Origin of the sequence: Brevibacterium paucivorans, assembly GCF_016907735.1 — a bacterium.
Lineage (GTDB): Bacteria > Actinomycetota > Actinomycetes > Actinomycetales > Brevibacteriaceae > Brevibacterium > Brevibacterium paucivorans.
In genome coordinates this window covers 1,699,220-1,712,352 of record NZ_JAFBCP010000001.1, presented here as the reverse complement: position 1 = coordinate 1,712,352, position 13,133 = coordinate 1,699,220, and the positions used below count along the sequence as shown (strand labels likewise).

At 56.0% G+C, this 13,133-nt stretch carries 14 protein-coding genes; 2 read left to right on the top strand and 12 right to left on the bottom strand.

Going from position 1 to position 13,133, the window contains the following annotated elements:
- Positions 1-63: 63 nt before the first annotated feature.
- The 4 genes from rpsK to infA form a co-directional block, all read right to left on the bottom strand.
- On the bottom strand, positions 64-465 hold the full coding sequence (rpsK, locus tag JOE56_RS07950; protein WP_102238577.1) for a 30S ribosomal protein S11: 402 nt from the start codon (positions 463-465) through the stop codon (positions 64-66).
- Between the two features lie 27 nt (positions 466-492).
- Entirely contained in the window at positions 493-861 is a 369-nt protein-coding gene (rpsM, locus tag JOE56_RS07945) for a 30S ribosomal protein S13 (protein WP_102238576.1), read from the bottom strand.
- Positions 862-1,024: 163 nt separating this feature from the next.
- A complete protein-coding gene (rpmJ, locus tag JOE56_RS07940) occupies positions 1,025-1,138 on the bottom strand; it encodes a 50S ribosomal protein L36 (protein WP_005885790.1) in 114 nt (37 codons plus the stop codon).
- 65 nt (positions 1,139-1,203) lie between these two features.
- Positions 1,204-1,425, bottom strand: coding sequence for a translation initiation factor IF-1 (infA, locus tag JOE56_RS07935; protein WP_019159374.1), 222 nt, complete (start codon positions 1,423-1,425; stop codon positions 1,204-1,206).
- Positions 1,426-1,612: 187 nt separating this feature from the next.
- Here infA and JOE56_RS07930 point away from each other — a divergent pair, with 187 nt between their 5' ends.
- The gene (locus JOE56_RS07930; RefSeq protein WP_204515553.1) at positions 1,613-2,587 is read left to right on the top strand and encodes a C2 family cysteine protease; all 975 of its coding nucleotides are present in this window, start codon (positions 1,613-1,615) and stop codon (positions 2,585-2,587) included.
- Between the two features lie 117 nt (positions 2,588-2,704).
- Here the strand turns inward: JOE56_RS07930 and JOE56_RS07925 are convergent, their stop codons facing one another.
- The 7 genes from JOE56_RS07925 to JOE56_RS07895 form a co-directional block, all read right to left on the bottom strand.
- Positions 2,705-4,918, bottom strand: a complete 2,214-nt coding sequence (locus tag JOE56_RS07925) for an LPXTG cell wall anchor domain-containing protein (RefSeq protein WP_204515552.1) — start codon at positions 4,916-4,918, stop codon at positions 2,705-2,707.
- 169 nt (positions 4,919-5,087) lie between these two features.
- Complete coding sequence (locus JOE56_RS07920) at positions 5,088-5,513, bottom strand: META domain-containing protein (protein ID WP_239271427.1); 426 nt, start codon at positions 5,511-5,513, stop codon at positions 5,088-5,090.
- 67 nt (positions 5,514-5,580) lie between these two features.
- Entirely contained in the window at positions 5,581-8,436 is a 2,856-nt protein-coding gene (locus JOE56_RS07915; protein ID WP_204515550.1) for an alpha/beta hydrolase, read from the bottom strand.
- 90 nt (positions 8,437-8,526) lie between these two features.
- The gene (map, locus tag JOE56_RS07910; protein ID WP_204515549.1) at positions 8,527-9,351 is read right to left on the bottom strand and encodes a type I methionyl aminopeptidase; all 825 of its coding nucleotides are present in this window, start codon (positions 9,349-9,351) and stop codon (positions 8,527-8,529) included.
- On the bottom strand, positions 9,351-9,914 hold the full coding sequence (locus JOE56_RS07905) for an adenylate kinase (protein WP_204515548.1): 564 nt from the start codon (positions 9,912-9,914) through the stop codon (positions 9,351-9,353). Before JOE56_RS07905 ends, map begins: the two co-directional genes overlap by 1 nt.
- A 20-nt stretch (positions 9,915-9,934) precedes the next feature.
- Positions 9,935-11,236 carry a preprotein translocase subunit SecY gene (gene secY / locus JOE56_RS07900; protein WP_102238570.1) on the bottom strand — a complete coding sequence of 434 codons (1,302 nt, stop codon included), beginning with the start codon at positions 11,234-11,236 and terminating at the stop codon, positions 9,935-9,937.
- Between the two features lie 162 nt (positions 11,237-11,398).
- Positions 11,399-12,226 carry a hypothetical protein gene (locus JOE56_RS07895; RefSeq protein ID WP_204515547.1) on the bottom strand — a complete coding sequence of 276 codons (828 nt, stop codon included), beginning with the start codon at positions 12,224-12,226 and terminating at the stop codon, positions 11,399-11,401.
- A gap of 107 nt (positions 12,227-12,333) precedes the next feature.
- Here JOE56_RS07895 and JOE56_RS07890 point away from each other — a divergent pair, with 107 nt between their 5' ends.
- On the top strand, positions 12,334-12,558 hold the full coding sequence (locus JOE56_RS07890; protein ID WP_204515546.1) for a hypothetical protein: 225 nt from the start codon (positions 12,334-12,336) through the stop codon (positions 12,556-12,558).
- Between the two features lie 122 nt (positions 12,559-12,680).
- Here JOE56_RS07890 and rplO read toward each other — a convergent pair whose 3' ends face one another.
- On the bottom strand, positions 12,681-13,133 hold the full coding sequence (gene rplO, locus JOE56_RS07885; protein WP_102238567.1) for a 50S ribosomal protein L15: 453 nt from the start codon (positions 13,131-13,133) through the stop codon (positions 12,681-12,683).

Below are 13,133 nucleotides of genomic sequence, written 5' to 3'. Positions count from 1 at the left end.
GCTATTTGACGCTCGCATTGCACTCAGTGGAGGGATTTACTCGTGACGCAACCTGTTAGGGAATTAGCCGCGACGACGCTTTGGAGGGCGGCAACCGTTGTGTGGAACTGGGGTGACATCCTGGATGGTTCCCAGTTCCAGACCAGCAGCCTGGAGCGAACGAATCGCGGTTTCACGACCAGAACCCGGCCCCTTAACAAATACGTCTACCTTCTTCAGACCGTGCTCTTGAGCTCGGCGAGCAGCAGACTCAGCAGCCATCTGAGCTGCGTAAGGGGTGGACTTACGGGATCCCTTGAAGCCAACCTCACCTGAGGAAGCCCATGAAATCACAGCGCCCGTTGGGTCGGTGATCGAAACGATGGTGTTGTTAAAAGTGGACTTGATGTGCGCCTGGCCATTGACAACGCTCTTCTTGACCTTGCGACGCGTAGAACGCGCTGCTGCGCGTGACTTGGGTGGCATGTGTGAAAACTCCTTACGAAAACCTGATTACTTCTTCTTACCGGCCACGGTGCGCTTTGGTCCCTTGCGGGTACGCGCGTTGGTCTTGGTGCGCTGACCACGCACTGGAAGTCCGCGGCGGTGGCGGAGGCCTTCGTAGCTACCGATTTCCACCTTGCGGCGAATGTCGGCGGCAACCTCACGGCGGAGGTCACCTTCTACTTTGAAAGTACCTTCGATGTAGTCGCGCAGCTGCACGAGTTCATCGTCAGTCAGGTCCTTCACACGGGTGTCCGGGCTTACCCCGGTCTCCGTCAGGGTCTGGCTCGCACGAGTGCGGCCCACACCATAAATGTATGTCAAGGCGACTTCCACACGCTTTTCACGTGGGAGGTCGACTCCGGCAAGACGTGCCATATTTGCGGTTCTCCTGTAGTTGATCAGAGGTACTTACTCAGACCTGTTCCCTTTCGGGTCCCCGGCCCCTGAACCGAGGGTGTCGTCCCGCTTGCGCGGGGGGCGAGGCCTGCTTGGGTGTGGGTTCGCCTGCTAAGCAGTGCGAATCCGTGATCTGCGTTGATCAGCCCTGACGCTGCTTGTGGCGCGGGTTGGTGCAGATAACCATCACGCGGCTGTTGCGGCGGATGACTTTGCAGCTTTCGCAGATCTTCTTGACGCTGGGCTTAACCTTCATCGCTATTCCTTCATATCGGCAACAGCACAGTGGTGCGCTCTTACCGAGTAGTCGAAAAGATCTTTTTACTTGTAGCGGTAAACAATTCGTCCACGCGACAGGTCGTATGGAGACAGCTCCACTACGACACGGTCTTCGGGAAGAATACGGATGTAGTGCTGGCGCATCTTTCCAGAGATGTGAGCGAGCACCTTGTGACCGTTCGTCAACTCAACCCGAAACGATGCGTTCGGAAGCGCTTCAACAACGGTCCCTTCGATCTCAATGACCCCTTCTTTTTTGGCCATATCGTTCGCTAACCCCATTTTCCCGCGGATAATCCGCGTATTGAATGAGAACCCAAAGCATGAGTTCTTTTACCGCGGCCTGTGCCATGAGCCAAATAAGCATAGACTCCGCTATTATCTAGCGAAGTAGCTTGTTTTTGAGCGCACGACAGCCATAGACCAATTGAACACTTTACATGGAATCCCTATGCTGTTCAAGTTTAAATACTCCACTTGGAAGCCAAATCACAGTACACTTCGCCATGCGATAGCAGAGCTGGAAGAAATCCACTCACTCGCCAACCTCCACGGGCTCGCGTCAGTCCGGGCCGACCTCGGGAACCTCAACACCCTCCTCACCTCCAAGCGGGCCCTGTGCGCACGACTGGTCAATCACATCCACACTCGCAAACCGGAACTCGCTTACCCGCTGGATCACCTCCCCGCCGTTGAGCCACGTTTCCGCGGCCCCGCCACCAGTGAGCGCGCGTCCCTGAACGACGGCGTCACCCAGGTGCGTCAAGGCAGGCTGGGCGACTGTTGGCTCATCGCAGCGCTGGCCGCGTGCGAGAACACCAAACCTGGTTTCACCTCGGGCCTCATCGAACACAGCGCCCACAACACCCACACCAGCGCCGTGCGCCTCCACTCCCCCAGACTCCGCAAAGTCGCCGTAACCCACAGGGTTCCACGCCGCCACCGAGCAGGCGACAACCACCTCGGCGCCAACAACGCCAGCCTGGTCGAAAAGGCGGTCGCCGCCCTGGTCCACTCGTATGTGCGCATCCAGTTCAACTTCGCAGGAACAGCACTGTGGCTTCTCACAGGTTCGTGGTGCCCGGCACGGCCGGTCCCCCGCGACCTCGGCGTTGTGCGGGGCTGGCTGGACAGCGGGCGTCCCGTGGTTGCGTCAACGCTCATCCACCGCCGAGGTGCCCGTCGCCTTCCGCGTGAAGACAACCCTGACCGGTGGGTGGGTGTGATGGCGGGGCACGTGTACGTTGTGCGCGGTGTCCTAAGGTGTGATGAGGACGGCCGCACTGGCGCCGATGAGCCGTGGCGGGTTCACGTACACAACCCACTGGGTGGTACAGAAGGGGAACCCCGGCGCACCGACCTTTATCTTTCAGCCGCGCAGTTCAGGCGCACGTTTTTGAGCGTCAATGTAGGGCCGGTTCTGTAGGTTGCGCGCCCTCGCTGAATGAGATTGGGCGTGCGTTTGGTGAATATATAAGAGGTGGGAAGAACTTGTCTTCCCACCTCTTATATGTGCGCATGTGCGCGGCTTATGTGTGTGGCATTACGCCTTACGACGGCGCGAAGCCACAACCAAACCAGCACCAACTGCAACCATTCCCACTGCTACACCTGCAGTGATAAGAGCAGACGTACCCGTGCGAGGCAGTACGTTGTTGCCCTTGCCGTTGTTGTCGTTGCTTGGCTTGGTGTCGTTGTTGCCGGACTTGTCGTTGCTTGGCTTGTCATTCTTGTCGCCAGGCTTGTTGTCGTTGTTGTTGTCGTTCTTGTCACCAGGCTTGGCATCGTCGTTACCGTTGTCGCCAGGCTTAGCGTTTTCGTCAACAACTTCGAATCCGCCCGTCAGTTCAGACTCGTCGAACTTCGCGATCACCGAGTACTTCCCGAGGAAGCCTTCACGTGGACCGGACTCGCCCCACACACGGGCGACAGCTACGCCGTTTTCATCCGCATCACCGGTGGTTTCACGAACAACTTCGCCACCCGACTTGGTCTGGAACGTCACCTTAGTTCCTGGCTTGAGACCCTTGACCGTGTACGTAACACCAACGTTTTCGTCCTTCTCACCGTCACCGGCGAACTTGTCAACGTCGATGCTTTCAGGGTCAACCGTCAGCTTAGGCTCAGTAGCTTCGGTTGGCTTCTCCGAAGGTTCCTGGGTTGGTTTCTGCGTAGGCTTCTGAGTTGGCGTCTGCGAAGGCTTCTCCGAAGGCTTCTGCGTAGGTTCCTGCGTGGGCTTCTGGGTCGGCTTCTGTGAAGGCTTCTGCGTAGGTTCCTGCGAAGGCTTCTGGCTCGGTTTCTGCGTAGGCTCCTCAGTTGGCTTCTGCGAAGGTTCCTGAGTTGGTTCCTGCGTCGGCTTGTCTGAAGCCTTGGTCACCGTGTACGAAAGTGCCAGAGGCAGGGAGACTTCATACTTGGTGTGCAGGAAGAGGTTACCGGTAGCCTTGTCGCCTGCTTTACCTGGGGCCTTAAATGACCACTTGCCGTCCTTCACAGTTACTGGAACCTCGGTGCCATCTTCGAGCACGAAGGTACCCTCTGTGAACATCGAGTCGGCTTTGCCGCTCAGGCTTCCACCTTCTTCAACCTTCGTGGAAACTGGTTCAGCTGCAGCTTTTCCGCCCTTTGGCAGTCCCTTAGGAGCAGACTTGGCGGCAGCCTTCGCTCCTTCGAATCCAGGCTCCTTTTCCACGAGAACGCGAGACCCGTCACCAATTTGGTCGAGGTCGTTGCGAAGGTCAGAGAACCACGCGTAGTTTCCGTCTGCTGTATTTGCGTAGGCGGAGAAGACACCGGCCGCGCCACCGTCTTGAGTGATGACCGGTCCACCTGAGTCTCCAGGCTGACCTTCCAAGTACCCGCCAAAGCCCTTAACCATACGGCCCTGAACATTGAACCAGCCGGTTGCAAGGACCTTTCCTGAGTGGTAGCCGGTGGTGCGTCCCGATCGCGCAACCGTGTCGCCGATCTTGGCATCCTTGACCTTCTGAACCGGAATACTGTCGGCAACCAGGTCAGATGGGTTGGTCCATTTGGTGACTCGTGGATAGACACCGTCGTGCTTGGTCAGGTCGTAGATGCCGAAGTCAATGTACTTCTGCCCATTTGGGAATTCTGTTGTGTTGCCCGGCAAGTTTTTGTCCGGATCAATCTGTCCAGGGGCACCCATCTGGAACTTCTTGAGCTTACCTTGCACCTGGTCGTTCGGAGTCTCGAATTCGCCACCCGCTGCAAGCGACTGCGTGGGGTCAGCCCAGTGCAATTTTGTGGCTGTTCCAGGTGTCATGTTGTCACCTACAGCAATGTTGGCTGCGGTGCAGTGACCAGCAGTTGAAATCTGCGGTGAGAACTTCTTTGAAAGCAACGCAAAACCGGTCGAACAGATAGCCGATTCCGTTTGCGCGTCATTCGACAAGATGGTGGGGTGTCCTCCGACTACCTGACCACCAGAAGCAAATGATGCAGGCTTTTCGAGCTCAACGACTTTGACGTTCTTGTGGCTACGAATGAACTTTTCAGAGTCTTTGTTGAGTTTGTCGCCTTTGACTTTGAAGACGAGAACCTTTCCGTCTTCACCCTGGGCATAACCCTTTACTTTGGAGTCTTTCGCAAGCTTGTCACCGTTCGTTTCGAACTGTGCGCCCGCTACTGCGGCCTCGGAAGCAAATGATGCTGTTCCTGTTGTAGCGACGCCGGCGAATCCAATAGCCAGAACGGCACCAACCGAAAACAGTCGCTTAGAAGGCGTTACACCCATAGGGTTTTCTCCACATCTATATCGATCAGTATTTTATGTGCGCACCACTCGATGCTTTTGTTGGACCAGTTCATGGTGTCATGTAAGTCACTGAGAGAAAACTTGAGTTCATTTTGTTCACGAAATGACTTTCACAATGCCAAGGTCATTTGCGATCAAGTGCGTTACTTTACGAGCGGAACAGCTTTCCAACTTCCTTACCGCTGTGGTCCTTCACCGTCATCTGAGTGTCGTCGAATTCCACTTCGCGCCCATGGGCCAACCACTCATCGACACCTGGGCAACCGCGCGCCGTGGTGGCGTAGTCCTCGAGTCGTGCAGCGTTGCGATCCGGGTTACTGTTCATTGTGTATTGGGTGACTATCCCGTTACAACCAGTCGTTCCTTCGACTCGCCCATCGTCATGGAATTCTAGAAACGCTCCACTCTTGTCGCGTGCTTCCCATCGTCCTAAGATCCGTGTCTGGTTGGTGTCTGGGGTTCCTTCAGCTCCTTGCGTCTCCCCGGTTCCACCAAACTGATTGCTTCCGCTACCCTGCGAGCAACCCACTAAAAGTAAAACGCTTGAAATCAGTACGGCCCATACCCCACGCATTTTCGCCCCTAACGCATCAATGGACCCAAGCATATCGCTTGGGTCCACTGACTGTTTTAACTATTTTTTACTGTTGCCTGCGCTTGCGTGCAACAACGACTGCACCTGCACCAGTTGCAACCAGGATCAGAGCAATTCCTGCTTGGAATCCAAGTTCAGTACCAGTGCGTGGCATTGAGCCGTTGGCGTTGGAATCCTTAGATCCCTTGCCGTCGCCCTTATCGGAGCCACCGTCGGACGAACCGCCCTTTTCAGAGCCGCTCTCGTCAGACGAACCGCCCTTATCGGAACCGTCTTTACCGTCGCCTTCGTCAGAGGAGCCGCCCTTGTCAGACCCTCCCTCGTCGGACGAGCCATCCTTTCCATTGTCGACGTTTCCACCGGTTTCAGGCTCTTCTTCCTTAGGCTTTTCCTTCTTCATGATTTCAAGGTCGCGTGTGGCAAGAACCTTGCCCTTGGCGTCCACCAGTGAAACCTTGACGTTTCCTGGTTCCAGGCTTTCAGGAAGGGTGAAGGTGCCGGCACCGTTACCACCGTTGTCGGACTTCGCGGTCGCAACCGTTTCGTCACCCACACGGACGCTGTACTCAGCTTCCGAAGTGTAGTGGCCAAACATGAAACCGATCTTTTCACCAGCGTGTGCCTTCGACGTCGAGGTTGAGAACGACGATTCGCGGAACGTTTCGACCTTGCAACGGGTGTTAAACGTAACGGTGTTGCCCAAGTCATCCTTGGCGGTGTCCGGCTTCTTGAGCTTGGCACCAAAGTCACCGTCTTCTGGAACACTGCCCTTCTTGAAGAAGTCGTTCACAGTTTCGTCAACACACATCTTCTCTTCTTCACCAGAGATGAACGAGGTGTGCGACGCTCCCGAAACGCTCAGCAGGGTTCCGTCGATCAGACGTGCAAGCTTCACACCCGAGTCGTACGGAGTGGCTGAGTCGTGGGATGTCGAGATAACCAGAATGTTCGGGACCTTGGTCAGCTTTTCAGGACCAGGCAGAGTTCCCTTGAACTTCCAGAAGTCACAGTAGTCGTACACACCAGGAGCTACGGTTGCAGCCTGGAACGGGGCAGCGTCGTCATACGCCTGAGCGAAACGACGGAGCAGGTCCTTCGACGGTTCGTCGCCCTTCGAGTTCGAGTCGGTGCATCGAATGTTGGTGAACGCCTGCAGCATTGGCGCGTAGTGACCATTTTCGTCACGGTCCATGTACTGGTCAGCCAGGATCATCAGACCACCGGCAGATTTTCCGGCCTTCAGTTCGTTCAGAGCAACGTTGAGCTGCGACCACAGGGACTCGGAGTACAGGGCCTGGAATACACCCTGACGTCCGTCAGCAAATGACACCATACGGTTGTCGTTTGGCTGTCCGGTTGGCAGACCCTTTCCATCGTTTGCAGTTTCCAGGGTCTGGAGGAGCTTAGCGTTAGCTTCAGTGAGCTTCTTGGTATCGGTAATTCCGTCACCCAAAGCACACGAGAACGGCTGGTCAGCAAGATCCGAGCCCGCAAACTCTGGCCAGAGCTCACCGTAGGTCTTCTTTTCTGCACCCTTTTCTGAACAGTCCAGCGCGAACTGTTCGAACGTGCCCTGGAATCCGGCACCCTGCGCAATCGTGTCTTTCTGGTCGTCGGTGAAGTCCGAGTCGTCAACAGGAGCCTTGGCCGTGACCTTCTTGGTGAGGTAGCGGTCAGAGCGCTGGTTGATTTGCTTCAGAGACTCGATCGCAGCTTTGTCTACGTTACCCGGGTCAACAACACCGTCGAGAACCAACTTCCCAACGTTCGCGCCGTACTTCTGCGCGTACACGTAACCAAGGCGCGTTCCGTAGGAGAATCCCACGTAGTTCAGTTTGTCGTCACCGGTGATAGAGCGGAGCAGGTCCAGGTCACCAACAGCGTCCCAGGTTCCCAGGTGCTTCATGACGTCTTCCTGGGTAGCCTTACCCAGGTCGAAGAGCTTTCCTGTGTTGCTGAAGCAGTCGTCCGTGTAACGCTTCGCACGGTTGTTCAGGTCTTCTTCCGCTGCGTCGCGGTCCATTCCGAACGAGTTGGACTCACGGTCCCTGTCGACCTGCTTGTCGGACGAGCACTGTGAGAACGGCATCGAGGAACCGGTTCCACGTGGATCGAAACCGATCATGTCGAAGTCTTCAGCCAATTCTGGGTCAAACTTGGCGCCGGCGACCGACATGGTCATACCGGAGCCACCTGGGCCACCTGGGTTCCACATAACCGAACCCTTGGCCTTCGTTGGCGTGAATTTGCCGTCTTTATCAAGCTTCCCCGACTTGACCTTCATGACCGCAATAGCGATGTTGCCCTTGCTGGCATCCTTCACATCGATGGGCGCGATCATGTAGCCACATTCGGCCTTACGCCCAACGACATCCTCGTAAGTCCTGTAGCCCAGTGCTTCACAGTTTTCGGGCGAGAAGTCGACCTTCTGGTTGTAGAACTTCTCGAGTCCAGGCGCGATGTTTCCGGCACCTTTGCCGCCTTCGACTGGTTCGGTGATCTTGTACTTGCCGTCACCGTCGGCGTCAAACATCTTCTTGGCGAGCTCTGGGTAGTACTTGTCCAGAGCGTCTTCGGCTGGTTCTTCACCTTCGCCAACGGGGGCTGGCTGTTCTTCTGTGCCTTCTGCGTCAGCGTCGGTGGGGGGTTCGGTTGGTTCCGCGTCCGAGGTGGCTTCAGGTGCCGCCGTTTCCTCCGGGGCGCGGGGTTCGGCGATTTCCTGTGCTTCTTCCGAGGCGGCAGGGGCCTGTGCAGCTTCCGTTGCCGAATCTTGCGTCGGTGCATCTTCGGTGGGCTGTGCCTGCGCGGGGAGCGCACCCATGGTTACTGCGAGGGACAAGGACGAAATAAAGGCGAAGGCACCGACACCGCGCCTCCGCCGTTGCAATTGATGTTGTGTCATGGGTTTGATCTTAAGACACTCTGATCAATTTATGTGAACCTCGTCACTACTTTTTTAAAATTTTTCGCCCGAGGTGTTTTATACCCGCTTTCATTCAGAAAGTGGCACAGGGGTAACGCCATAGGGCGCCAGTCGCGCTTCTCCCCCGTCGGGTTCGGTCAAAACCCAGATACCGTTCTGGTGCATTGCGACCGTGTTCTCCCAGTGCGCGGCACGCGAACCATCGTTCGTCACAACGGTCCATTCGTCGTCCAATGTGGTGTTGGCCTGGTTACCGCGGACCACAATTGGCTCGATGCAAATCACCATTCCGGGACGAACCCGGGGGCCACGGTTCTTAGCCCCGTAGTTAAGAACCTCGGGCTCCATGTGCATTTGCGTGCCAATTCCATGGCCAGTGAAATCTTCCACAATGGACAGATCGGGCGCCACATCCATGATGTAGTCTTCAATTGCGACACCGACGTCGCCGACCCGCTTAGCCGAGGCGAACGCGGCGATACCCGCCCACATAGATTCCTCGGTCACATCAGACAGACGCTGGTCGTCGGGGTCACCTCCGTCCCCGACGAGTGTGGTGAAGGCGTTGTCACCGTGCCAACCATCGACAATCGCGCCACCGTCAATCGAAACGAGGTCGCCCTCGCGAATCACCCGATCACCGGGGATCCCGTGAACAATCTCTTCGTTCACTGAAACACAGACTGTCGCAGGATAACCGTAATACCCCAAGAAATTGGACGTGGCCCCAGCGTCAGCGATCGCCTGAGCGGAAGCCGCATCGACCTCGGCGGTAGTTACACCCGGAACCAAAACCGAACGGGCGGCTTCCAGAGCCGCCCGCGATACGAGCCCAGCTTTCCGCATGAGCGCGATTTCTTTGTCCGATTTCAGTTCCACTTTGGAACCGAACATTACACTCCTAATGCTTTGAGAACGCGGTCGGTGACCTCGTCGATTTCACCCAGACCGTTGACCTTGCGCAACAGTCCACGCTCTTCGTAGATGTCTGTCAGCGGCTGAGTCTGTTCTACGTAGACGTCCAGACGGTGACGAATCACTTCTTCAGTGTCGTCGGCGCGCTTCTCGATCTGTGCGCGAGCCAACAGACGCGCCACGATTTCGTCGGTGTCAGCGGTGAGCTCAACAACGTGGTCCAGTTCTTGCGAGGACTCCTTGAGCATGCGGTCCAGTTCGTGAACCTGCGCTTCGGTACGTGGGTAACCGTCGAGCATGAACCCATTTGCCGTGTCGTCCTGGTTGAGACGGTCCTGCACCATGGAGTTCGTCACCTCGTCAGGAACGTACTCGCCAGCGTCCATGTAACGCTTAGCGGTCTTGCCCAACTCAGTTTCGTTCTTGACGTTGGCACGGAAAATGTCACCCGTCGAAATAGCGGGAATGCCCAGCTTTTCACTCAAACGAGCGGCCTGAGTTCCTTTTCCTGCCCCAGGGGGACCAATCAAAATGATGCGCATGCTTTAGCTACCTTTCTGAACTACCTGAGCAAACCTTCGTAGTGACGCTGTTGCATCTGGCTGTTGATCTGCTTAACGGTTTCAAGACCAACACCCACCACAATCAGAATCGACGTTCCACCGAACGGGAAGTCCTGGTTTGCGTCGATCAAGATCAACGCGATGAGCGGGATCAATGCAACCACTGTCAAGTACAGCGAACCGGGGAACGTGATACGCGTCAGGACGAAGCTCAAGTACTGCTCCGTGGGTCGTCCCGCACGAATACCCGGAATGAATCCACCGTATTTCTTCATGTTGTCGGCGACTTCTTCTGGGTTGAAGGTAATCGCAACATAGAAGTAGGCGAAGAAGATCGTGAGCACCGCGTACGTAACAATGTAGATCCAGTGGTCACCGCGCGTGAGGTGAGCGTTAATCCACTGCACCCACCCGGCTTCCGGGTCACCGAACTGAGCAATCAACGTTGGCAAGTAGAGAACCGAGGAAGCGAAGATGACCGGGATAACACCGGCCTGGTTGACCTTGATTGGAATGTAGGTGGAAGTACCACCGAACATGCGGCGCCCAACCATGCGCTTTGCGTACTGAACCGGGATGCGACGCTGTGACTGCTCAACGAAGACCACGGCCAGGATGACCAGCAGACCAACAGCCAAAACGATCGCAAAGATGTCGATACCCTTCGAGGTCAGGATCGAGTTCAGAGCGGCGGGGAATCCAGCAGCCACCGAGGTGAAAATCAGGATCGACATACCGTTACCCACACCGCGTTCGGTGATCTGCTCACCCATCCACATGATGAGTGCGGTACCAGCAGTCAGGGTCAGAACAATAATGCAGATTCCCCACCACGAGTCATTTGCAATCAGGTTCATACATGCGTCCACGTTGCCGAACAGGGCACCGGTGCGAACAGTGGTCACCAGTGTGGTGGCGTTCAGAATCGCCAAGGCAATGGTCATGTAACGGGTGTACTGGGTGAGCTTAGCCTGCCCAGACGCGCCTTCTTTGTGCAACGCTTCAAAACGAGGAATGACTACGCGCAGAAGCTGCGTAATAATGCTGGCCGTAATGTACGGCATGATTCCCAAGGCAAAGATCGAAAGCTTGAGGAGCGCACCACCACTAAACAGGTTGATGAGCCCGAATGCGCCTTGACCAAGAGCGGGCGAAGCAACACAGGTTTGCACCTGCGAATAGTCAATACCAGGCGCGGGAATGAAGCTTCCGAGCCGGAACAAAACGATTACCCCAAGGGTAAAGAGGAGTTTGTTTCTCAAGTCAGGCGTACGAAAGGCCCGCCCAATTGCGCCGAGCAAGAGTCCTCCAAAATAGTGGCCACGGTTCGCACCGTGGCGCAGAAGTCCGATTACAGTACCAGAGCACTTTATCAGTAAGTCGGGCAATGACTGTAACGCGAACGTTAACTTTTACCGAGAACGCGCAAGCACCCTACCTATACGGTACATGCGCCCCCATGTTCAACTGTCGCGGTACTCAATCAGCTCAGCGCTAGGCACCATACGTGCCACAGCCGTTTCCGCGTCACGCAATGCGACTCTGTGCAATTCCGAGAGCGCCTTCATGAGTTTTGCTTGCACGACCGCCAAGTTGGGGCCCGTCGTCACTTCGTCGGGTAGAGACGGTAACCGGAACCCCAACATTGAGGCGGTAAAGAACACGTCGTAATACTTCGACGATGAAACCTCACTCGATGACTGATACGAGCGCTCAAGCTCTGAAACCTGTGTGCTCACACTTTCTATCACTTGCACCTTTTCACTCACGCCATACGCGCGCTCAACAAGCTCTTGTGCCTGGCACTGTGAAACTGGGTGGAGCGTCGTCGCCGTAGCCCAAGCATCGTGTGGCAACTCCACAAACGGCAACACTTCATGCGAACGGTCCACAACACCCAGCAATGCTCCAGACCGCAGCTTCCCATACCCGTGGTGCGCGGCAATATAAATCAACTTGTCGCGGCAGGTGCGGGACACCTCGGGAACCTCATACAACAACAGCGACAACGTGCCGTCATACACAGGCGCAACCGCGGCCGGCGAGACCTGCAAAAAATTCGCCTCGACATGAGGCGCCAACGACACCACCGAATACTTGCCGACCTTTTCCGCGCGTAACGCGTCACGCGAAATCATGCGCCCGATTTGATTGCGCACCGAAGACTCGGAGTACCCCCGCTCCCCCAGCATCGCCACGATTACGGGAATGGGTAAAGCGCGAGCCCACAAGCTACCGAAAACCGAAACAACGTCGAATCCGGGTCTAGTGATCCTGTATCTATTTGCCACATTTTCTCCGTGAAACGGGAGGAATTTCTTGTGAGTTCTTGGTCACAATACCATCAGTGTGGAATAACACCCCTACTTCTCTCACCTACCCAACACAGGAGTTGAACATGCAAGCAGAATCCGTCCACAAACTTGCCAACGGCGCCAAAGCATTCATTTCAGCACTAGCTGCCATGAGCGTCGCCGTCATCATCACATGCATCGCCTTCGGAATTGCCGCACTGCCGGTGCCAAACATCCTTGTGTGGATGGCGTTCATTGGACTGCTCACATTTTCGTGCGCATTCATCGCCGCGTACATCACATTCTCACTCAGCAAACCCAAGGCATGACCCCGGCCGAGGTGCCACCCACCTCGGGCGTTGAGGGCCACTTCCGCTGAGGACAGTTCCGCTGGAAGCGGGCAAAGAAAAATGGGGAGGAACCGAAGTTCCTCCCCATTCTTATTCACTCATCACAAGCTAGTAGCAGAGCCACCTGCCGCAGCGATCTTGTCAGCTGCCGACTTCGAGAACTTGTGTGCCGTGATGTCGAGCTTCACGGTGATTTCACCAGTGCCCAGAACCTTCACCGGCTGCTTAGCGCGCACAGCACCCTTAGCAACCAAGTCGTCAACAGTCACCGTTCCACCTTCAGGGAACAACTGCGACAACTTGTCGAGGTTCACGACCTGGTATTCAACCTTGTTCGGGTTCTTAAAACCACGCAGTTTAGGAAGACGCATGTGCAGTGGTGTCTGACCACCTTCAAAGCGCTCCGGAACCTGGTAGCGTGCCTTCGTACCTTTAGTACCGCGACCCGCAGTCTTACCCTTCGATGCTTCACCGCGACCCACACGAGTCTTAGCGGTCTTTGCACCGGGAGCCGGACGCAGATCGTGGAGCTTCAGTGCCTTGTTGTCGGCCAT

What these genes read in the sequence shown, in the direction of transcription:
- rpsK (WP_102238577.1), bottom strand. Translation starts at nt 465, where the DNA reads ATGCCACCCAAGTCACGCGCAGCAGCGCGTTCTACGCGTCGCAAGGTC.
- rpsM (WP_102238576.1), bottom strand. Translation starts at nt 861, where the DNA reads ATGGCACGTCTTGCCGGAGTCGACCTCCCACGTGAAAAGCGTGTGGAA.
- rpmJ (WP_005885790.1), bottom strand. Translation starts at nt 1,138, where the DNA reads ATGAAGGTTAAGCCCAGCGTCAAGAAGATCTGCGAAAGCTGCAAAGTC.
- infA (WP_019159374.1), bottom strand. Translation starts at nt 1,425, where the DNA reads ATGGCCAAAAAAGAAGGGGTCATTGAGATCGAAGGGACCGTTGTTGAA.
- JOE56_RS07930 (WP_204515553.1), top strand. Translation starts at nt 1,613, where the DNA reads ATGCTGTTCAAGTTTAAATACTCCACTTGGAAGCCAAATCACAGTACA.
- JOE56_RS07925 (WP_204515552.1), bottom strand. Translation starts at nt 4,918, where the DNA reads ATGGGTGTAACGCCTTCTAAGCGACTGTTTTCGGTTGGTGCCGTTCTG.
- JOE56_RS07920 (WP_239271427.1), bottom strand. Translation starts at nt 5,513, where the DNA reads ATGCGTGGGGTATGGGCCGTACTGATTTCAAGCGTTTTACTTTTAGTG.
- JOE56_RS07915 (WP_204515550.1), bottom strand. Translation starts at nt 8,436, where the DNA reads ATGACACAACATCAATTGCAACGGCGGAGGCGCGGTGTCGGTGCCTTC.
- map (WP_204515549.1), bottom strand. Translation starts at nt 9,351, where the DNA reads ATGTTCGGTTCCAAAGTGGAACTGAAATCGGACAAAGAAATCGCGCTC.
- JOE56_RS07905 (WP_204515548.1), bottom strand. Translation starts at nt 9,914, where the DNA reads ATGCGCATCATTTTGATTGGTCCCCCTGGGGCAGGAAAAGGAACTCAG.
- JOE56_RS07890 (WP_204515546.1), top strand. Translation starts at nt 12,334, where the DNA reads ATGCAAGCAGAATCCGTCCACAAACTTGCCAACGGCGCCAAAGCATTC.
- rplO (WP_102238567.1), bottom strand. Translation starts at nt 13,133, where the DNA reads ATGGCCGACAACAAGGCACTGAAGCTCCACGATCTGCGTCCGGCTCCC.